Annotated in this window: 15 protein-coding genes and 1 pseudogene; 7 read left to right on the top strand and 9 right to left on the bottom strand. The window is 64.5% G+C overall.

Annotation, left to right across the window (positions count from 1 at the left end; translation table 11 throughout):
- Window positions 1-336: pseudogene (locus GJ630_RS12230) on the bottom strand (magnesium chelatase); the annotation flags it as partial.
- A gap of 35 nt (window positions 337-371) precedes the next feature.
- On the opposite strand from GJ630_RS12230, the gene cobN reads away from it, so the two are divergent.
- The 3 genes from cobN to GJ630_RS12215 are packed head-to-tail and all read left to right on the top strand — an operon-like array spanning window position 372 to window position 5,743.
- Window positions 372-4,268, top strand: coding sequence for a cobaltochelatase subunit CobN (gene cobN, locus GJ630_RS12225; protein WP_191449966.1), 3,897 nt, complete (start codon window positions 372-374; stop codon window positions 4,266-4,268).
- On the top strand, window positions 4,258-4,989 hold the full coding sequence (locus tag GJ630_RS12220; RefSeq protein ID WP_050037434.1) for a precorrin-8X methylmutase: 732 nt from the start codon (window positions 4,258-4,260) through the stop codon (window positions 4,987-4,989). The genes cobN and GJ630_RS12220 overlap by 11 nt, the downstream gene beginning before the upstream one ends.
- Window positions 4,982-5,743: a cobalt-precorrin-7 (C(5))-methyltransferase gene (locus tag GJ630_RS12215; protein ID WP_191449965.1), complete on the top strand. Its 762-nt coding sequence runs from the start codon at window positions 4,982-4,984 to the stop codon at window positions 5,741-5,743. The genes GJ630_RS12220 and GJ630_RS12215 overlap by 8 nt, the downstream gene beginning before the upstream one ends.
- A gap of 16 nt (window positions 5,744-5,759) precedes the next feature.
- Here GJ630_RS12215 and GJ630_RS12210 read toward each other — a convergent pair whose 3' ends face one another.
- Complete coding sequence (locus GJ630_RS12210; protein ID WP_014039278.1) at window positions 5,760-6,227, bottom strand: DUF2062 domain-containing protein; 468 nt, start codon at window positions 6,225-6,227, stop codon at window positions 5,760-5,762.
- 77 nt (window positions 6,228-6,304) lie between these two features.
- Window positions 6,305-7,078, bottom strand: coding sequence for a CbiX/SirB N-terminal domain-containing protein (locus tag GJ630_RS12205; protein ID WP_014039279.1), 774 nt, complete (start codon window positions 7,076-7,078; stop codon window positions 6,305-6,307).
- 174 nt (window positions 7,079-7,252) lie between these two features.
- Between GJ630_RS12205 and GJ630_RS12200 the strand changes: the two genes are divergently transcribed.
- On the top strand, window positions 7,253-7,741 hold the full coding sequence (locus tag GJ630_RS12200; RefSeq protein WP_014039280.1) for a cation:proton antiporter regulatory subunit: 489 nt from the start codon (window positions 7,253-7,255) through the stop codon (window positions 7,739-7,741).
- Between the two features lie 38 nt (window positions 7,742-7,779).
- On the top strand, window positions 7,780-8,991 hold the full coding sequence (locus GJ630_RS12195; RefSeq protein ID WP_371727489.1) for a cation:proton antiporter: 1,212 nt from the start codon (window positions 7,780-7,782) through the stop codon (window positions 8,989-8,991).
- A gap of 22 nt (window positions 8,992-9,013) precedes the next feature.
- Here GJ630_RS12195 and GJ630_RS12190 read toward each other — a convergent pair whose 3' ends face one another.
- Entirely contained in the window at window positions 9,014-10,054 is a 1,041-nt protein-coding gene (locus tag GJ630_RS12190; protein WP_044951606.1) for a zinc-binding dehydrogenase, read from the bottom strand.
- A gap of 474 nt (window positions 10,055-10,528) precedes the next feature.
- Between GJ630_RS12190 and GJ630_RS12185 the strand changes: the two genes are divergently transcribed.
- Entirely contained in the window at window positions 10,529-10,723 is a 195-nt protein-coding gene (locus tag GJ630_RS12185) for a XapX domain-containing protein (protein ID WP_004518274.1), read from the top strand.
- A gap of 83 nt (window positions 10,724-10,806) precedes the next feature.
- On the opposite strand, the gene GJ630_RS12180 is transcribed toward GJ630_RS12185, so the two are convergent.
- A complete protein-coding gene (locus tag GJ630_RS12180; RefSeq protein WP_191449964.1) occupies window positions 10,807-11,526 on the bottom strand; it encodes a hypothetical protein in 720 nt (239 codons plus the stop codon).
- Window positions 11,527-11,529: 3 nt separating this feature from the next.
- Entirely contained in the window at window positions 11,530-14,985 is a 3,456-nt protein-coding gene (locus GJ630_RS12175) for a CehA/McbA family metallohydrolase (protein ID WP_129755915.1), read from the bottom strand.
- 342 nt (window positions 14,986-15,327) lie between these two features.
- Here GJ630_RS12175 and GJ630_RS12170 point away from each other — a divergent pair, with 342 nt between their 5' ends.
- Window positions 15,328-16,254, top strand: a complete 927-nt coding sequence (locus GJ630_RS12170; RefSeq protein WP_191449963.1) for a nucleoside hydrolase — start codon at window positions 15,328-15,330, stop codon at window positions 16,252-16,254.
- A gap of 32 nt (window positions 16,255-16,286) precedes the next feature.
- Here the strand turns inward: GJ630_RS12170 and GJ630_RS12165 are convergent, their stop codons facing one another.
- The 3 genes from GJ630_RS12165 to gfo6 form a co-directional block, all read right to left on the bottom strand.
- Window positions 16,287-17,462, bottom strand: coding sequence for a mandelate racemase family protein (locus GJ630_RS12165; protein ID WP_014039289.1), 1,176 nt, complete (start codon window positions 17,460-17,462; stop codon window positions 16,287-16,289).
- 102 nt (window positions 17,463-17,564) lie between these two features.
- Window positions 17,565-18,425 carry an MBL fold metallo-hydrolase gene (locus GJ630_RS12160; protein ID WP_050037441.1) on the bottom strand — a complete coding sequence of 287 codons (861 nt, stop codon included), beginning with the start codon at window positions 18,423-18,425 and terminating at the stop codon, window positions 17,565-17,567.
- Window positions 18,426-18,469: 44 nt separating this feature from the next.
- Window positions 18,470-19,552 carry a D-xylose 1-dehydrogenase Gfo6 gene (gene gfo6, locus GJ630_RS12155; RefSeq protein WP_014039291.1) on the bottom strand — a complete coding sequence of 361 codons (1,083 nt, stop codon included), beginning with the start codon at window positions 19,550-19,552 and terminating at the stop codon, window positions 18,470-18,472.
- Between the last annotated feature and the right edge of the window lie 712 nt (window positions 19,553-20,264).

Below are 20,264 nucleotides of genomic sequence, written 5' to 3'. Positions count from 1 at the left end.
TCCCGGGTCGCGCCCGAGCGGGAGCGTGACGAGTGGCACCGACCGCGTCTCGACGGGTGGGTCCGCCCGCGTCCGGCAGTCGTCACACTGGGCCTCCGGCCTGTCCGGTGGACAGCCGTAGGGACAGTCCGCGACCGCGCGCTGCTCGGGCAGCAGGTCGGCGAGGGCGCGCACGGCCGTCGATTTCGCCGTCCCCTTCTCGCCGCGAACGAGCAGGCCGTCGAGGTCGTCGTCTGTCGCGACGGCCAGCAACCCGTCTTTGAGGTCCCGCTGGCCCACCACGGCTGCGAAGGAGGCCTCCTGCGAAGCTTTTTTGCCGTCGCCGAGTACAACCATACTTGTATTAGTGCAAACGGAGATTTAATAACGTTATGCCACAGCTAGGACTCTACACCGCGACGGAGAACGAACTCGGGGCCGTCCAGCGGGCCGCGGACGAGGTCGACGCCGACCTCGTCGTGCGCTCGGAGAGCGACCTCGACGACGAGCCAGCGGTCGAGGCGTTCGTCGACGAACTGACAGACGCCGACGCCGTAATCCTGTGGCTCCACGGAGCCGAGGACAGCATGCCCGGCTACGAGATGGCCGTCGAGCGGTTGCGCGAGGCCGGCGTCCCGCTCGTGGTGAAAGCGACGGGCGACGCCTTCGCCTTCGAGGACACGTCGGTTCCGGACGAGCACCGCGACACCGTCTACGACTACCTCGACAAGGGCGGGGCGAGCAACGTCGCCAACTGCCTCCGCTACCTCGTGGCGCAGTACGGCGACGCCGACCCCTCGTACGACGAGCCGGTGACACTGCCAACGGAAGGAGTGTATCACCCTGACCATCCGGGCGCGAGCATCGACGACCTGCGGGCGACATTCGACCCGGCGGAGCCGACGGTCGCCGTGTGGTTCTACGAGTCCCACTGGACCCACGAGAACACCCGCTACGTCGACGCGCAGGTCCGGGCCATCGAGGCCCACGGGGCGAACGCGCTCCCGATATTCTGTGAACCGGCGACCGACGCCGAGGGCCAGTGGAACGCCGAACAGGTCACTGAGGAGTGGCTCCTCAATGCCGACGGCAACCCGCTGGTCGATGCAGTCTGCTCGTCGTTCATGTTCTCGCTGTCGATGGACGAACGCGGCCGCAGCGCCGACGACGAAGGCCAGAGCGCCGAGGACGTGTTCCTCGACAAACTCGGCGTCCCGGTCATCCAGACCGTGACGACGATGCGCTCCCGGTCCCGCTACGACAGCAGCGACACGGGCGTGATGGGCTTCGAACTCGCCCTTTCGGTGGCGCTGCCGGAGTTCGACGGCAACGTCATCACCCACCCCATCTCGGGCAAGGAGCGCACCGACGACGCCGCTGACATCGGCAGTGCGCCGAAACAGCACTTCCCCATCGACGACCGCATCGACCACGTCGCTCGGCTGGCGGTGAACTGGGCCGAACTGCGCCACACGCCAAACGACGAGAAGCAGGTCGCCGTCGTGTTGCACAACTACCCGCCCAGCGACGACGGTATCGGGACCGCGTTCGGGCTGGACTCGCCCGAGAGCACGGTGAACCTCTTGGAGGAACTGGACAGTCGCGGCTACGATTTGGGAGACACAATGCCCGACAGCGGCCAGTCCCTCGTCGAACGCCTCACCGCCCAACTGACGCTGGACGACCGCTGGGTCGCGCCCGAGGACGTGCGCGAGATGAGCGTCGACACCGTCTCGCCGGCCCAGTACGGCGAGTGGTTCGAGACGCTGGACGCGGACTTCCGCGAGAACGTCGTCGAGGAGTGGGGCGACCCGCCCGAGCGCCCGTTCGCAATTCCCGGCGTGGAGTTCGGAAACGTGCTCGTGACGGTCCAGCCCCCACGCGGGTTCGGCATGGACCCCTCGAAAGTGTACCACGACTCGGACCTCCAGCCGCCCCACGACTACGTCGCCTTCTACCGCTGGCTCCGCAACAGCTACGAGACGGACGCTGTCGTTCACCTCGGGACCCACGGCAGTCTGGAGTGGCTACCGGGCAAAACTGTCGGGCTGGACGGCGAGAGCGCGCCGGACCAGCTCATCGACGACATCCCGAACGTCTACCCGTACATCGTCAACAACCCCGGCGAGGGGACCCAGGCGAAGCGGCGGTCCTACGCCGCCATCGTGGACTACTTGACGCCGGTGATGGCCAACGCCGGGACCTACGACGACTTGGCCGACCTGGAAGAACTGGCCGACCGCTACCGCGAGGCCGGCATGGAAGACGCCCGGACCGACGACGGCGAGCACCTCGCCGAGCAGCTCCGCCAGACCGTCGACGAACTGGACCTCGCCGTCGAACTCGGCATCGCCGGCGAAATCGACGAGAAGGCCGACGTACGTGGCCCTGACGAAGCCGGGTCGACGCTCGCTGAGGGTGACGTGGCTGGCGACGACCTCGACATTGACGCTCTCGTCGAACGGGTCCACGAGTACCTCACCGACGTGAAGACGACGCAGATCCGGAAGGGGCTGCACACGATGGGCGAGCCGCCGGCCGACGACCGACTGGTCGACTACCTGGTCGCGCTCACGCGCCTCGAGAACCCCGGCGCGCCGTCCCTGCGCGAGAGCGTCGCTGGCGTGCTCGGCGTCGATTACGACAAACTGCGCAACGCCCCCGGCGAGTACGACGAGGCGCTGGGGATGACCTACGCCGAGGCCGCCGACCACGTCCACGAGACCAGCAAAGACCTCGTCCGGACGCTGGCCGAGCACGACTTCGACGTGCCCGAGAGCGAACTCGAAGACAGCACCTCGGAGGTGAACATGAACCTCCTCGTGGTCGACATCGAACCGCTCGGGGATGCTCGCGTGCGCTCGGGCGCACACGACGACCTGCGCGAGGCGCTGGCGTACATCTGCGAGGAGGCGGCCCCCCGGGTGGCCGGCGCAGCCGACGAGATTCCCCGCACCGCCGATGCTCTGGCTGGCGAGTACGTCCCACCCGGCGGCTCCGGCGCGCCGACCCGTGGCGGTGTCGACCTGCTCCCCACAGCCAGAAACTTCTACACACTGGACCCGCGGAAGGTCCCGGCCAAGACGGCGTGGGACGTGGGCAGCGAGGTCGCCGACGGCGTGCTGGAACGGCACGAGACCGACGAGGGCGAGTATCCCGAGGAAATCGGCGTCGTCGTCTGGGGCACGCCGACGGTTCGGACCCGCGGCGAGACAATTGCGCAGGTGCTCGCGCTGATGGGCGTCGAACCGGTCTGGTCCGACGCCGGCCGCGTCGAGGACGTGGAGCCGATTCCGCTCGAGGAACTCGGCCGCCCGCGCATCGACGTGACGACGCGGGTCTCCGGCCTGTTCCGCGATGCGTTCCCGGCGGCAGCGGGGGTCGTCCACGACGCCGTCGACGCCGTCGTCGACCTCGACGAACCGCACGAGATGAACTACGTGAAGAAACACGTCGAGGAGGAGACCAACGACCTTGTCGCCGACGGCATGGACGAGGGCGACGCCGAGAGCGCGGCGAAACACCGCGTGTTCACCACTCGCCCCGGCGGCTACGGTGCCGGGACCAACAAGGCCGTCGACGAGGGCAACTGGGACGACCGCTCGGACCTCGCCGACGTGTACGTCCAGTGGGGCGGCTACGCGATGGGGTCCCGGGGCCGGGTCAGCGACGCCCACGACGCCTTCGAGCGCCGCCTGTCCTCGGTCGACGCGACGGTCAAAATCGAGGACACCGCCGAACAGGACGAGTTCGACTCCTCGGACTGGTACGCCTTCCACGGCGGTTTCATCTCCGCAGTCACGGAAATCGCCGGCGAGGAGCCCAATTCCTACGTCGGGGACTCCTCGGATCCGGACAACGTCGACGTCTACACCAACGAGGAAAAGGTCCGGAAGGCGATGCGCGCCCGCGTGCTCAACCCCTCGTGGCTCGACTCGATGGAGGAACACGGCTACAAAGGAGCCGGGGACCTCTCGACGACGGTTGACGTGGTGCTGGGCTGGGACGCGACGACCGACGTGGTCAGCGACACGCTGTGGGAGGACGTGGCCGAACGCTACGCCTTCGACGCGGACCGTCAGGAGTGGCTCCGGGACGTGAACCCCTGGGCGCTGGATTCGATCACCGACACGCTACTCGAAGCTATCGACCGCGGGCTCTGGGACGCCGACGACGAGACGCGGGACCGCCTGCGGGATCTGAACCTGGAGGTGGACGGTGATTTGGAGGCCCGTGCCGGGGCTGGCTCCAGCAACGATTCGACAGAGGTGACCTCAGATGACGACTAACACAGACGACGCGACAGACGGCGACACGAACAGCGAGGACGACTTCGAGGAGTACGCCGACCTCGGCGCGACCACCTCGAACGCGATGGATATCGCGGAGACGTCGATGGACCGCGTCCGCGAACTCGTTTCGGACGAGACGCTGGCCGACCGCATCCGCCAGAAGTCCGTCCACGCGACCGGCGACCCAGAGTTCCAGCACCTGATGCGGTTCACCGGGACGGACGACGACGAACCGGTCCGTGCGGGGGCTCGCGCTGTCCTCGATGAACAACCCATCGTCACCGACATCACGATGGTCAAGGCCGGCATCACCGGCCGCGGGCACGACTGTCCGGTCCAGAAGGCCATCGGTAACGGCGCGGAACTGGCCGCCGAAACCGGGATGACCCGCACGGCCGCGTCAGTGCTCGAACTCGACAAGCAGGGCGTCTACGACGGGGCGATTGCCGTCGTCGGGAACGCGCCGACCGCCGCGCTCGCGCTGGCGGACTGCATTGAGGACGGCACGCGCCCGGCGGTCGTCGTCGCCACGCCCGTCGGCTTCGTCAAGGCCGCCGAGAGCCGAGAGCGGCTCCGCGAGGTCGCCGCCGAGCACGGCGTGCCGACCATCACGAACGTCGGCCGCCGCGGCGGGAGCGGACTGGCCGCCGGGCTGACGAACGAACTGGTGCACGTAGCCTCAGACGTACGAGACGGGGAACTCACGCTCGATGAGTAGCGACGACTACGACCTCGATAGCGGGCCGGACCCAGCGGCCATCGCGGCGAGCGCGCCCGAGGACCCCGACGCCGACCGGCCGGTCCACGCTGTCGGCATCGGCCCGGGGAACCTCGATTTCCTGACGCCGCGCGGTGAGCAGGCGATTCGCGAAGCTGACGTAGTCGTCGGCTTCGAGACGGTCGTCGACTTCGTCGCCGACCGGACCGACGCGGACCTGCTGACCTGTGGCTACCGGGACGAACTCGACACGCTGGAGACTTTCGCCGAACGCGTGGCCGACGGCGAGCGTGGGACTGCGGTGGCGATGGGTGACCCGAACCATTCGGGCTACCAGTTCGTCGGGAAGGTCCAGCGCGCCGTCGACCGGCCGGTTCGTATCGTGCCGGGCATCTCCTCGCTGCAACTGGCTGCCAGTCGCGCCCGGACGCCAATGGAGGACACGACCTTTGTGACGCTCCACAAGAGCGGCGACCTCTCCATCGACCTCGACCGGCTCCGGAGTGACGTGGGCGACCGACACCTGCTCGTGTTGCCGCGCCCCTTCGACCTGATGCCCGAAGACGTCGCAGCCGAACTGCTGGACGCTGGCGGCAACCCCGAGCTGCCGGTGCTGGTCTACGAGCGACTGACCCACGACGACGAGGACCGGACCGCGACGACGCTCGGCGATCTTGCCAAAGATGCTGGCGGTGGCGGCAGGGACGACACGCGGTTCTCGGACCTGTCGGTGTTCGTCGTGCGGCGAGACTGAGGCCGTTTTACTGCGGTCAGCTAACTGCGGCGGGCTCTTGCTGCCGCCGCCTGTATTCGTTTATCAGACGGAACGCCAGCACGTACCCGATAGCAGCGAACACGATGGCCAGGATGATGTTCCCCGTCCACAGTCGGACCAGCACGTCGCCGCCCATCGACATCGACACACCGTCGAATGATAGCCCGGGTATCGGCCCCAGAATCCGGTTGCCGAGCCAGAAGCTCGACGCGTACACGCCCCACTTGACTGGCGGATTGAGTATCAGCACCGAGGCAAACAGCGCGACCTTGCTGAGCTGTCTGAACAGGTACGCGAGGACGAGAAAGGCGATGAACCCAGTGCCAAGCGTCGGTAGCGCGGTGAGGAACACACCGACGCTGAAGCTCATCGCGACCTCTCGCGGAGAGTGGTCCTCTATCAGCGCGGTCACCAGCTTCTCTTTGACCTGTTCCCGCGTCTGCGCTACTCGTCGGCGAACCATCTACGTGCCAGAATGTACCGTGGGTACAAATCGCTTCCTCTCGTCGACGGGAGCTCGGCACTGCCGCCGCGACAGCCCTAATCGCCCTCGCCGTCGGTCGCCATCGGCCGGTTTGTGGCGGCCAGCGTCGCCTCGAACGTCTGTGGCGTGCGCGTGTCGGCCATCGTCCGTGCCGTCTCGACGGCGGTTGCGACGGCCTCGGTGACGAGCGGATGGTCGCCCAGCGTGTCAGTGTAGGCGAGCCCGCCTCTGTCGAGGTCGAGCTTGGCGGGAATCTGCGTCTCAGTTGCGTCGGTCGGCGCGAGAAAGAGCGGCACGGCGACGGCGTGGTCGTGGGTGAGGTTGTACCTGACACATTCGACGGCGGGGTTTTGCAGCAGATAGCACGGTTCGACCTCGCCGAAGGCCGACCGCTCGCGCAGGCGCTCGGCGTGGTACTCCGTCACCTGCCGCTGATACGGCTTGCCGCTGGAGCCGAAGGCAACGAGTGCGACGGACGAATCGGCAGCTTCCGGTACCGCAGCGGCGGCACGATCACGGAGCGCTTCGGTCAGCAGTGGGCTTCGCCCAACCGGTTCGCAGTAATGCGTCTCGGCGTCGACCTCCTCGAGCGCCGCCGGAACGTCCGTGACTGTCGTGTGGTCGTGAGCGACGGTCATCGGGAGCGCAAACACCCGGTCCGCATCGATGGCTACCAGTTCGTCGCGTAACTCCCGACGGGGTTCGTGGTCGTAGGTCAGCACCCTCACGTCGGTGGCTACCCCGCGCTCGCGCAGACGGCGAGCGTGTGTCTCGTAGGGCGTAGCGCGTGACGTGTCCCGACCGATGAGCAGGAGTGTGTCGTGTGGCATTGGTAGCTCCTAACGCTAAAACAAGCTGAGTTGTTTTAGCGAAAGTTGGCTTGCCTGAACGTTGGCAGGAACCCACTAATACCTTTGGGTCCCCCGTCGTACCGGCTATCGACGACCGTCTGTGCAGCGCAGCGGGCACCGGGTCTTATGGATGCTGGACCGCAATCTCGGGCTATGGACGTGACCGAGAGTGACCTGCCCGGCGTGGGAAAGAAACACGAGGTGGACATCGGCGGTGGCCAACAACTGGTCGTCGTGACCCACAACACGGGCACTCGCGAACTGTATCTGAGAGAGAGCGAGGACGCCGACTCTGTGAAGTTGCTCGAACTCTCTGACCGGATGGCTCGGATAGTCGGCACGATACTCGAAGGCGCGTACTTCCAGCCGGTCGAATCCAATCACGTCGAGACGATGCTGTCGGAGGGCACGCTGCTCGAGTGGTACGCAGTCGAGGACGACTCACCGCTGGTCGGTGAGACGCTGGCTGGCGCTGATGTCGGTCAGCGGACTGGCGTCACTGTCGTCGCGATACAGCGCGACGACGACGTCATCGCCGCCCCCGCGTCCACCGCCGAAATCGAGGCCGGTGACACAATCGTCGTCATCGGCGAACGCGACAACTGTGAGCGGTTCGAGCAGCTCCTTGGCGGAGAGCTGTAGACAGATGCCTGTAGCCGGCTCGTTGGGGGGCTACCGCCGTGGCTGACCTGCTCGGTATCGGTGTGTTGTTCGCCGCCGTCGCGGTCGCTACCCTCGTCGCCGTGTGGCTGAACAAGTCGGTGATTCCGTTCTACATCGTCTTTGGGATGGTGCTGTCGCCGTCGGTTGCGGGGCAATTCTCCGTCGCCGGCTACGGCCTCCCCGTCGTCGAGTCCTCCGAGTTCATCGAACTCGGCGCGGAGCTCGGTATCGTCTTCCTGCTGTTTTTCCTCGGGCTTGAGTTCAATCTCGACCGGCTGCTGGACCGCTGGGAGCGCATCACCAGAGCGGGGACCATCGACCTCGCCATCAACTTCGGTGCCGGTCTCCTGCTCGGGTTCGCGCTGTTTCGCGACCCGCTCGCGGCCTTTCTGGTCGCTGGCATCGTCTACATCTCCTCGTCGGCCATCATCACGAAGTCGCTCATCGACCTCGGCTGGATCGCCAACGACGAGGCCGACCCGTTGCTCGGGACGCTCGTGTTCGAGGACCTGGTCATCGCAGTGTATCTCACGATAGCCGCCGCTCTCGTCGACGGCGGGTCCGACGTGGGGGCCGCCGTGACCTCCGTCGGCGTCGCGCTCTCGTTCATCGTCGCGCTCCTGCTCCTGGCCCGCTACGGGACGCCGTGGTTCGAGCGGGCCCTGCAGACGAACTCGAATGAGTTCACAGTGATACGAGCCGTCGGCATCACGGTTCTCGTCTCCGGCATCGCCCTCGCTATCGGCGTCAGCGAAGCTGTCGCTGCCTTTTTCGTCGGGATGGCCTTCGCCTCGACCACCCACACACATAAACTGGAGAACCTGTTGGAGCCTGTCCGCGACACGTTTGCAGCGGTGTTTTTCTTCTGGATCGGCGTCGAGACCGACTCCCGATTGTTCGCAAGCGTCGCGGGGCTGGTCGCCGCCGCTGTCGTCGTCACCACGCCGACGAAAATCCTGTCGGGCTATCTGGGCGGCCGCGCGTACGACCTCGACCCCCGTCGGTCGATACGCGTCGGCCTCGGCATGGTCACTCGCGGCGAGTTCTCTCTGATCATCGCCGCCGTCGCACTGACCGGCGCAGGCACGTCGCTGTCGTCCGAGCTAGCCAACGCCGTCTACTCCTTTACTGTCGCCTACGTGCTCGTGATGAGTATTCTCGGGACGATGCTGATGCAGTACTCTGCTCCCTTCGAGGACTTTGCAACGGCCCGCTTCGGGGCGGAGTAACGAGAAAAATGTGGGGGCGGCCCTACAGTTCGCTGTCGGGAACGACGACGACCTTCCCGAAGCCTTCGCGGTCCTCGATTATCTCGTGTGCCCGAGCGATCTCGCTCATCGGCAGCGTCTCGCGGACTCGCGGCTCCATCTCTCCTTGCCAGACCAGATCAAGCACTTCGTCGGCCTGCCCCGGGGTGGCCATCGTCGAGCCGATGACCTGCAACTGGTTCCAGAAGATGCGGTTGATGTCCGTCTCCGGGTTGCCGCCGGTGGTCGCGCCGCAGGTGACGACCCGGCCGCCCTTGACGAGGCTTTTGAGCGAGTCCTGCCATGTCTGTGCGCCGATGTGATCGACAACCATGTCGACGCCGCGGCCGTCGGTCAGGTCCCGAATCTCGCTCGCGAAGTCCGCCTCCTCGTAGTTGATGGTGTGGTCCGCGCCCAGTTCTTCGGCGTAGTCGAGCTTTTCCTGGCTGCTGGCAGTGGCGAACACCTCAGCGCCGGCGTGGTCGGCTATCTGGACGGCCGCGTGGCCGACACCGCCGGAGGCACCGAGAACGAGAACGGACTCGCCGGCCTTCAGGTCGCCGCGGTCACGGAGCATCCGCCAGGCGGTCTGGAACACCAGTGGCGACGCGGCGGCCGTCTCCCAGTCGACGCCCTCCGGGACTGGCGTGAGATTCTCCGCTGGCACGGCGGCGTACTCGCTGTGGACACCCCGGACGTGCTCGCCGATGATGTGGAAATCAGGCGCGAGCGTCGGGTCGCCCTTCCGCGTGAACTCGTCGCCACCGCCGCTCTTGCCGGCGAGGACGGCGACGCGGTCGCCCGGCTCGAACCGCGAAACGCCGTCGCCCACCTCGTCGACGACCCCGGCGGCGTCACTCCCCGGGATGTGTGGCATATCGAGGTCGATGCCGGGGAGTCCGCGACGGGTCCAGATGTCGAGGTGGTTCAGTGCGGCCGCCTTCACGTCGATGACGACCTCGTCGCGGCCCGGTTCGGGGTCGGGAAACTCGCCATACTCGAGCACATCACGATCGCCGTGACTGTCGAACTGAACGGCTTGCATCGTCATCACTTCCCGTGGCTCGCTTATAAACGCCAGCCTCCCGGAGGCTATTCTGGTTGTCGTCGCCAGTGTTCGGTCTACCAGCGCCGCTCAATCTGTGTCTATTGCTTATTCTATTCTGTCTATGCACTGTATGGTTACAGAATACACATCTTCTCTCTATCTAGCCGACTTCTATTATTATCTATCGTATATGCGGCCATATCAGCCTGAGATACTGTGGATATCTGGAGATAAAAACACAAAAGACGCTAATTCAGATATCCGAGCGTCCTTCTCGGCCTTGCAACACTGTCTGGGCTTGGTGTGTGCTACTACTCACCACTGCTGGCTCGATGAGGAGCATACTTATCGCTCGAACCCGTTCTCTACGGCACCAATGACACACACATCAAACACACCCACTGGTCGCTCTCGGGCCGTTCCGACACGCGACTGCGTGGCTCCTCGCTGTGGGACAGCGGTGACCGACCGATGAATCTCTCGCTCGTTATCGTCGCGACGATGACTGGCGTCGCAACCGGCGTCGTGTTCGGACTGCTTGACGTTCCCATTCCGGCCCCACCGAATCTCGCCGGTGTCATGGGTATCCTCGGAATCCTCGTCGGCTATCGCCTCATCGAGTACTTCGACGTCGGCGTCAGCCTGCTGTCGTTGCTGAAGGTCTGAGACGATAGAGCGCTTTTCGGACCTGAGCGTCCCAGCTTCTCGCTATCAGAACGACAGTGACGGCAGTGACGACACTGCCGCCGTCAGTGGTCCGCGTGCTCGGTTCCGTTGTGGTGCTGGTGAGAGCTTTCGTTCCCGCCGTGGTCGGTTCCAGCCTCCCCGTGATCGTGATCGCGAGTGAGGCGGCCGTGGTACGTGTCGAGCGTCCGTTCGAGGAGCGCGGTCCGCGTCTCGTGGCCCTCGACGACCGGTTCGACCCACCGCGATTCGGTTCGCCAGTAGCCCATCACGTCGCCGGACGGCTCGATCACCTCCGCGTCGAGGCCCTCGACCCCCCAGTCGTCCGTGTACGCCTGGATGAACGAGACGACGACCGTCTCGATGCCGGCCGCGAGTTCGTGGCCGCGCGTGCTCTTCGTGACGTACGTCAGCCTGACGCGGCTGTCTTCGACGGCGAGCGAGTCGATGTCGACGAACCACTTCCGCAGGTTGGACTCGAACGCGGCCAGTTCGGTGTCGGCAGTACCGTCGGCTTCGTCGTCGCTACCTGCGTGTTCGTTGCCGTGGCTGTGTCCCTCGCCATGGTCGTGACTGCCGTCTGTGTGCGTGTGGCCGTGCGCCTCGTCGTGATGTGGCCCATCGTCTCCCTGCGCGGGCGTTGGCGTCGAGCCGCCGGCCCCGATGTCGTCCGACTGGCTGTTCTGCGTCCCGCCGAGGCTGCTACAGCCTGCGCTGGTCGCCGCAGCCAGCGCGAGGGTTCCGAGGAACCCACGCCGACTCCGTCGCTGGCTGGTGTCCCGCATGGATCAGGTCCTCCGTCGTGTTGCGAGCAGCGCCGCGCCGATGAGCGCGAACAGTGTGACGACGGCGGTGAACCCGGGTCCGGACGCGGCGGTCGTCTCCGACTCCGCGGTTGCAGTGTCATCCGCTGCTGTTGCCGCTGACTCGCCCTCGGTGTCCGCCGGCGTCGCAGTCCCCGTAGTGCCGCCGGATTCGCCGTTGCCGTCAGTCCCGGATTCGGCCTGCTGGTCGGTCGAAATCCAGACCGGGCTGGTCAGCGCTCGGTCGCCGTCCTCGTCGACGACGCGGAAGGCGACCCAGGCGTTCCCGTCGATGTCCACGTCAGTGCTCATGGTGTCGTTCGTCCCGTCGAGCGTGACGTTCGAGACCGTCGTGCCGTTCCGGATGACCTCGGCGTAGGCCAGTTCGTCGAGGTTCCGGACCGTTGCGGACGCCTCTACGGACGACCCGGCGGTCGTGTTCACGGTCTCGCCAGGCATCCTGTCGTCGACGGTGAACTCGACGGCGGGACCGTACGTCGCGTACGTATGTCCGTCTTTCACGGACTGGGCCCACTTCTCAGGCGTGACGGGTCCCTCAACGTATGCCCGCGTGCGGGCGGTGCCGTATTTCGCCGGGAAGCACTGCGAACAGTGGTCGTCGCTGACACCGGTCGCCGTGATCTCGTAGCCCTCGTTCCAGAGGGTGAACAGCCCCTGAACGCTGGCAGCGTCGGATTCGCCGTACGGACCGTTGTACGCCTCGATGGCGTCGACCATCGGAAGGTACTCCTCGTGTTGGCCGGGCGCACTGTCGAGGCTGACAAAGCGGTCACCCGGATGGTTGATCTGGAACACCGTTGCGTTGTGTCGGTTCCGGGACTCCTCGATGAACTCCACGAGGGTCCCGTCGGAGTCGACCATCTCCTCGCCGTGCATCGGGTAGGGGTTGAAGTGCCCGAGGTCACCGGTGGTTATCTCTTCGCTCCGGATGAACATGATGTCGCGCTCTGCGGCCTGTGACTCCATCGAGCCCCAGCCGCCGATGGCGTTGTGGTCGGAAATGAACACCGCGTCGACGCCCGCCGATTTCTGGATGGCGACGAAGTTGTCGATGGGCGTCTTGCCGTCGAAGCTGACGCTGCTGTGGGCGTGGGGATCGATGCCGACCCAGTTGCGCTCGCTGGGGTCCAGCTCCTCGGTGAACGTCGCGTTGACGCTGACTTTCTCGCCGGGCGTCACCGAGATGTTCTTCTCGACTGGTTCGGCGATGTAGCCGGTCCCGTGGTTGAACACCAGCGTGTAGTTGCCGGGCGGAAGCTGGAACGAGGCCGTGCCGGCCGGCGTCGTCCGGGTGTAGACGGTCTGGACCGCGGTGCCGCCGTCGAGCACCGTAATCCGGGCATCGGCGGGACTGACCTCGCCCTCGTCGTCTATCGTTGCGGTGACGTTGACGGGAGCCGGTCCTTCTAGCGAGTCGAAGTCGGCGGTTGTCGTTTCGCCGCCGCTGACGGTGACGGACTTGGGCTCTGATGCTGCGAACCCGCTGGCATCGGCCGTCAGCGTGTACTCACCGGCGGGGAGTTCGAGTTCGTACGTTCCGGTCTCCGACCCGACGGTGTAGGTGAACGCGCGGTCGCCCTTCGAGGCGGTGACTGTGGCCTGTGAGACGGACTCGTTGTCCGTGCTTTCGATACTGCCAGTCACCGTCCCTGTCTCGGTTCCCTGCTGCTTGTTGTAGTACTCGCTGGTCGCGCTACTTGAACCGTCCTCGCCGACGAAGAGAGCGAACTCCGCTGACCGCGTTTCGCCGGGGTCGAGACGGTGTTCGAGCCACGGGTCAATCCAGGTTGTGGAACCCGTGTACGAGGTAAAGGAGTCGTTCCCGCCCCAGACGCCGTAGCTCACGCGGTCACCAGTGAGCGCGGCCCAGGGCTGGTCGAGTGTGTCGGCACTCACTGGCGGCGAGCGCGTCTCCTCGATTCTCCCCGAACCGGGGAGCCAGGTCGACTGCCCCTCGGAACTCAGTGCTGCCCCGCTCTGGAGACGCTCGGAATCATTGACCGGAAGGCGCTGGTCGCCGCCGTTCTCCATCGTGGTGTTGATCCAGATGTGGCTGGAATTGGCCGGCAGCGTGTACGTCGTCGTGACTGAAACGTTCGGGTTCGTACTGACGTGGCCGGTCGCGGTGACGACTGCTGCGTCGTTCGGACCGGTTGCGTTCTGGCGCTCGAAGGACTCGTAGTTCGGCCACGTTCCGAAGTTGTTGAACGCGAACTCGGCGACGCCGATCTGGTCGGTCGTCAGCCCGTACGCGTTGGCGTCGTAGATACCGCCCGGCAACGTGCCGAAAGGACCGTTAGTTTCAGTGCCGATAGCGGCGGCGACTTCGCTGTTTTTCAGGACGATGGTCTCGTTCGCCGGCGTCTCGCCGCCCTTGATTTGCTCGCCGGTGACGGCGACCGGCCTGTCCGGTCGCTCGACGTGGCCCGACGAGGCCAGCCACTTCACCGTTCGGAAGAGGAACGGCCGCGTATCGGTCTGCTGGTGTTCGGCCTGCCACTCGTCGGTGAGATACGTCGTGAGCGACTTCTGGCTGCCGAAGGCGACGACGCGGCCGTTGTCACCGATGTCCCACGTCGCGGCCGCACCGACGATGCGCTCGCCGCGGGGGTACTCTTTCTCTGTCGTGGAGTAGGTGTACTCGTAGGTATCGCTGTCACCGTACAGCAGCGGGGCCTGCGTCCCGTTTTCCGTGTCGGTGACGTTGAGACTGACCCCGTCGTACTCTACGGTGTCGACGTTGTTCATTATCGGATGGCGGCCCGTGTTGTGCAGGATGACCCGCCACTCGTAGTCCTCGACGGTCTTGTTGGTCGGATCTTGAACGTTCCGGAGCCACTTGTCGCTCTCGCCGTTGAAGTGGAGGCCGTACGGGTCGGTGATGTCGTTGAGCTTGCCGGCGTGGCCCTGTAGTGGTGAGGTCCAGTCCCCGACGACGAACAGGCTGCCGCCGTTTCTGACGTACTCGTCGATTGCATCCTGCTCGGCCTCGCTATAGGCCGTCTGGGGGACGGGAATGATGACCACGTCGTAGTCCGACAGCCCGTTCGCGGCCGAACTGTTCCACGAGGTCAGCCCGCCGGTCGTCGACCGTTTCGTGTCGACGTCGTACCCGCGTTCGCTGAGTCGGTTTGCGAACTTCGTGAACGTCGAGCCCTGATGACTCCCGTCGATCAACACGTCGACGCCGGCACCGCTGTTGTTGAGATCGACGGAATCATCAGGAACCGGACAGCTCCCGTCGAGCTGACAGGTCGCCCCACCAGCCGAAGCCGTCTGTGTTGCTGTCTGACTGTTCGCCGTTGCTAGCTCGTTTTGTTCGCTCGGTGCAGCAGCGGCGCTTCCGAGGAAGCCGGTGCTGACAACCGACAAAACGAGTAGTACGCTGAGTAGTACTGGCCGTATGTGATTTCTATCCATCACTTCCTGTACGGTATTGTGACTATATAGTTAAAATTTATGATAGACGCACTGTTGCCGGATACTGACTGTTCTCCGTAACGAATGATCGACTTTCCCCCTGAGCTGTGGCCCGGACTTCGGGGATGGATGAACCCTCAGCTGTCCCCCAGTATCGCACCGCTTGGGCAGTATAAGACGGCTTTGGCGGACACACCTGGTCTGTCGGCCACACATTCCGACACACGGATTGTGGTAGCGACGACGGCCCGACAGATCGCCCACAGGTCTGTCTCCGGCGGTGTCCGTGTCACAACCGGTACGTACCAGCTTTTAAGACCCGATGGGCGGAACTTCGGAGGTATGTCACGCAAAGTCTTCTTTGATACGGACCCTGGCTGCGACGACGCGGTCATGCTGGCGATGGCGCTCGGTCACGATGCAATCGACGTTGTCGGTCTCTCGACTGTCTGCGGGAACACGACTATCGAGAACACGACGCGAAACGCCCACGCGATACTGGGCCTCGGTGGCTACGACGTTCCGGTGTCCCGGGGCTGTGGGCGTCCGCTCGTCGACGATCTCACGACCGCCGAGTGGATTCACGGCGAGAACGGGCTCCACGGCGACATCCCCGACGCCGACGGCGACACGCGGGACATCCACGGGGCCGACGCAATCGTCGAAGCCGCCCACGAGTACGGGGACGAACTGACGATCGCAGCCGTCGGTCCGCTTCCGAATCTGGCGATCGCACTGGCCAAGGAGCCCCGGTTACCCGACCTCGTCGAGGACATCTATCTCATGGGTGGGGCGGCGATGACGACCGGGAACGTGACGCCGATGGCCGAGGCCAACTTCCACAACGACCCCGCGGCGGCCAGCCGCGTCCTGCAGGACGCCAACACGCGGATGGTCGGCCTGGACGTGACCAACCGCGCCACCGTCTCCCCCGAGTTCATCGAGGAGTTCCGCACGGCCGACGGCGTCCGCGGAACCATCGCCGAGTGGCTCGACTACCGACCCGACTCCGGGACCTACCCGCTGGCCGACGCGCCGGCTATCCACGACGCCGCCGTCGTCGCCGATCTCATCGACGACTCGGTCCTCGGCTTCGAAGAGTACCACGTTGAGGTAGACACGACCGGCGGTCCCTGCCACGGCGCGGTTATCTGTGACGAGCACGGCACGACCGACAACAAACCCAACAATCGTGTCGCTGTCGACATCGACGTGGACCGCTACCGCGAGGTTCTCGAAACTGGCATCAGAGCGTACGCGGCGGAATGATTCATACCCTTCTGTGACGGCTGCTTGCGGCGCTATTCGTAGATGTGGACGCTCCCGGTGGTGTTGTCCTCGATGTAGTCCCAGTCGTACTCCACGCCCAGGCCGGGACCGTCAGGGACGCTGACCGTCCCGTCGTCGTCGACCGCATCCATCAGGTCGGAGTAGCCGCCCTCGTACACCGGCGGCTGGGTGTTCTGGCAGTCCGGGTGGACCAGCGCCATCTCGTAGTAGTTCGAGTTCCGGCAGGCGGCGATGCAGTGGCGCTGGGCGGGGCCGGGTGCGTGGAACTCCACGTCGAGGCCGTACGCTTCGGCCATGCGAGCCACCTTGATCGCGCCGGTGATGCCTGCATCGTACTCGGGGTCGGCTCGGAGGAAGTCGGTTGCCTCGCTGGCGGCGAAGTCGGATTTGATCTCCAGTCCGCGGATGTGTTCAGTCTGGAGGATCGGCGTGTCGAGTTTCTGTGCCAGCTTCTTGTGGGCGTGCTGTGAGATACCGCCGTCGCGGAACGGGTCCTCGTACCAGAAGAAGCCCTGTTCATCGAGCGCCCGGCCCAGTTCCAGCGCGTCGGCGAACGTCTCCAGTTCGCAGGCGGGGTCGTGCATCAGGTCCATCTCGTCGCCAACCGCTTCGCCGACGGCGTGGACTGCCTCGACTTCGCGGTCGAGACTTCGGGCGTCGTCGCCGCCGCCCCAGCCGTGAATCTTGAAGCCGCCGAAGCCCTCGTCGCGGCACTCCTCGGCGAAGTCGGCGAAGGCCTCGGGCGAGTCCAGCCCGCCCGCGTCGTCGCCGTGGTACGTCGACGCGTAGGTGGGGATACGCTCGCGGTAGGTCCCCAGCAGTTCGTGAATCGGCGCGTCGTAGTACTTGCCGGCGAAGTCCCACAGCGCGATATCGATCGGGCCGATGCCCATCCGGTCGTACTTCCGGAGCGCGCGCTTGCATTCGGACCAGTGTTTCTCGCGTTTCAGCGGGTCCTTGCCGATGAGGTACTTCGCGATGATGTTGTACTGGGCGGCTGCCGGCGAGTTCCCGCCGACGTACTCGCCCGTGATTCCCTCGTCAGTGTGAATCTGTACGCCGAACAGTTTCCGCGTGGTTGTCTCGCCCGGCGCATAGACCAGATTGAAGCCGTGCTTGTCGGTCCCGACGTCATTAAGGGGGTACTCGAACTCTCGGCTTTCGATCCTCGTTATCGTTGGCGACATTTGCCGGACATACTGTGGTGGGGATATTAAAGCTACCCCGCGACAGATACGCCGTCTCTGTTTGAGCGGCCGGCACAGCAGCGACCGGAACCACGGTCTCACTCAGTCCAGCGCGTCAATACGGCGAATACCGGCCTCACCCAGCCGAACCGAACAGCCGATGTACAGCGGCTCGATGACTCGGGGGTAGTCGAACGACACCGCGTGCTCGTGGAGCACCTTCGGGTCGCCGGCTTCGCCCTGCCACATATCGTGATGTGAGGGGAGCAACCGGGATAGCTGGAGCTGATTTGCGGCCTCGATAATCTCGTTTTCGTCCATGTACCACTTCGTTCTGACACCGCAGTCCGGCTCGGGCTCGTAGATAGAGCCGACGGTGCCAAACGCCAGCGCGCCCACGTCGATGTCGAACTGTTCGCCGACGTCGGCAAACGCCTCGGCAGGCCGGCTATCGCCGGCGTGGAAGAACGTCCCGGCGTCGTGCTTGATGACGTACCCCACCGGTTCGATGGCGTCGGGGTCGTTGGTGCCAGTAACGTGAACGGTGAAATCGCCGACAGCGAACTCGTCGCCGACGGTGATTTCGTTGCGCTTCTCGTCGGGCACCCGCATCTCACCGTCGTAGTCCGGAGAGTCGTACGACGCCGACGGCGCATACAGGTCCGCTCCGAGGTCCTCGACCAGCGGGCCGTACGACGGCGGGTGCATGTGGTCGATGTGTTCATGTGTGACGAGCGTGGCATCACACTGGGTCGCGTCGGCGGGGTCCATCGGTACCGGAATCATGCGGATGAGGTTCGGCGGGTCGCCAGTCCCGAAGTAGGGGTCGATGTACAGCGTCGTCGACTGCGACCGGAGTACGAAGCCGTTACAGCCGAGATACCAGATTACGACGCCATCGCCGGGGTCTGTCGCCTCTATCTCGTCGTGGACGAACCAGTCGTCCCACGTTGACTGAACCATGCGCCGAACTACGCCTGGCCGGGTCAAAAAATCTCGTACCGCATTCAGTCGAGTGTGACTGTCGACTCCGTCTCGGAGGCCTCGTAGATTGCCTTGATCGTGTTGATGTCGACGAGGCCGTGTTCACCGTCGGCGTAGGGCTCAGTGTCGGTCAGCAGACAGTGGGCGAAGTACTCGAACTCTTCTTCCATCTGATCGATCTGTTCGAAGTCGATGTCGACCGTCGTTCCCTCGTGAGAAAGCTGGAGCGCGCGGTCGTCCCAGGGATAGAAGGCCGGTTCGACGCGGACCTTGCCCTCGGTTCCGAGTACGGAGATGTGACTGTCGAGATGGGCGTTCTGGCTGGCTGTACACATCGCGTACATGTGGCCGGGGAAATCTAACTGGAACGCGCCGTGTTCGTCTGGCACGTCGGCGAACTCTTCCTGTACCGATGCGACAGTCCCCCGGACGGCCACGGGGTCGGCATCCAGCAGGAATCGGCTCGTGTTCAGCGGATAGAGGCCGATATCCATCACGGCACAGCCGCCGGAAAGCTCCCCGTCCAGCCGCCACTGGTCGGGGTCGGGGACGAGTTCGAGGATGGGCTCGGTCATATTCCCGTGGACGAACAGCGGTTCGCCGATGTACCCTTCGTCGATGAGGTCTTTCGCCCGCCGGACGGCTGGCTCGGTGTGCATCCGGTAGGCGATCATCAGCGTCGCGTCGTGCTCGTCACAGACCTCGACCATTCGCTCGGCGCGCTCGATGGTGGCCTCCATCGGCTTCTCACAGAGGATTGCCTTCCCCAGTTCTGCCGCCGTCTCGACGTAGGGGAGGTGGAGCGCGTTCGGGGTGACAATGTAGACGGCGTCGTACGCATCGCTCGCAGCCCCGTCGTGGAACTCCTCGTAGGTGATCGCGTGTTCGACTGTCTCCGAATCAGCGGCCACATCGGCCGCCTTCTCGCGGTCACTGCTGACCAGCACAGTCGTTTCACAGAGGTCCCCCGCGTCGACGGCGGGCATCGCCTGTTCGGTGGTCCACCAGCCGACGCCGATCATCGCGAACCGTACTGGATCGTTGGTCTCTGTCTGTTCCTGCCAGTCTCGACGGTCGAATCCTCCCGTGAGCGCGTCAACGTTCATGCCACTGCCATCGACTGGCTGGATATTATCTTTTGTGTTGGCACGCCCGTGTCAGCTCCCGCTGTTCCAGAGTAGCGAATGGTAGTTCGTCTGTTGAGTAAACTAGTCCCAGCAGATGACATAGATGTTTGGTATTATGGAACGATATGACAGTCTCACCCGCATATATTCTACAGCGACCCGTCGATAATCCGGGCGGAAAATACTGTTTCACGGGCCGTCTGTGGACTGTCTTCGTCTACGCTCTCCGGTTTCCGTATCGAGAATAACGACAGTACAACCGTTACGGGAACATTCCATAATACTGAACGGACTGTCGAGAGTGGAGCGCCACGGTTCGTTTGACAAGGGGGCCGCTTCGAAGCTCCGCCCCGCTCGCTGTGTTCACATGGGGTGTCTACAATGACTGCCAACGATAGAACGGCGCTGCGCCCAATCGGATACCGGTCCCGTTTCTCGCCGTATTCTGACCGGTCCGGCTAGTGGCACTTCGCGGTAGTGAAACTTGCTTCGGATGCCGGGGCGCTAATAACGAGAGTGGAACGTCTGTACGGGACAGACAGTGTCGATGCTGGGACCGTTCCACCATCGTCGGCCGGTTGGGCTACGACCATGACTTTGTACGCTCGCTCTTGCGGTGGACAAGAGCAACAGGATATTAAGAATAATACTATATAACTTTATTGTAACAGAAACTACACTCCACCGTCAG

It is taken from the genome of Haloarcula sp. CBA1122 (assembly GCF_009741785.1).
Classification (GTDB): Archaea; Halobacteriota; Halobacteria; order Halobacteriales; family Haloarculaceae; genus Haloarcula; species Haloarcula hispanica.
This window is presented reverse-complemented; position numbering and strand designations above follow the sequence as displayed.

Coding starts and splice junctions, on each gene's coding strand:
- cobN (WP_191449966.1), top strand. CDS start 372: ATGCCACAGCTAGGACTCTACACCGCGACGGAGAACGAACTCGGGGCC.
- GJ630_RS12220 (WP_050037434.1), top strand. CDS start 4,258: ATGACGACTAACACAGACGACGCGACAGACGGCGACACGAACAGCGAG.
- GJ630_RS12215 (WP_191449965.1), top strand. CDS start 4,982: ATGAGTAGCGACGACTACGACCTCGATAGCGGGCCGGACCCAGCGGCC.
- GJ630_RS12210 (WP_014039278.1), bottom strand. CDS start 6,227: ATGGTTCGCCGACGAGTAGCGCAGACGCGGGAACAGGTCAAAGAGAAG.
- GJ630_RS12205 (WP_014039279.1), bottom strand. CDS start 7,078: ATGCCACACGACACACTCCTGCTCATCGGTCGGGACACGTCACGCGCT.
- GJ630_RS12200 (WP_014039280.1), top strand. CDS start 7,253: ATGGACGTGACCGAGAGTGACCTGCCCGGCGTGGGAAAGAAACACGAG.
- GJ630_RS12190 (WP_044951606.1), bottom strand. CDS start 10,054: ATGCAAGCCGTTCAGTTCGACAGTCACGGCGATCGTGATGTGCTCGAG.
- GJ630_RS12185 (WP_004518274.1), top strand. CDS start 10,529: ATGAATCTCTCGCTCGTTATCGTCGCGACGATGACTGGCGTCGCAACC.
- GJ630_RS12180 (WP_191449964.1), bottom strand. CDS start 11,526: ATGCGGGACACCAGCCAGCGACGGAGTCGGCGTGGGTTCCTCGGAACC.
- GJ630_RS12175 (WP_129755915.1), bottom strand. CDS start 14,985: ATGGATAGAAATCACATACGGCCAGTACTACTCAGCGTACTACTCGTT.
- GJ630_RS12170 (WP_191449963.1), top strand. CDS start 15,328: ATGTCACGCAAAGTCTTCTTTGATACGGACCCTGGCTGCGACGACGCG.
- GJ630_RS12165 (WP_014039289.1), bottom strand. CDS start 17,462: ATGTCGCCAACGATAACGAGGATCGAAAGCCGAGAGTTCGAGTACCCC.
- GJ630_RS12160 (WP_050037441.1), bottom strand. CDS start 18,425: ATGGTTCAGTCAACGTGGGACGACTGGTTCGTCCACGACGAGATAGAG.
- gfo6 (WP_014039291.1), bottom strand. CDS start 19,552: ATGAACGTTGACGCGCTCACGGGAGGATTCGACCGTCGAGACTGGCAG.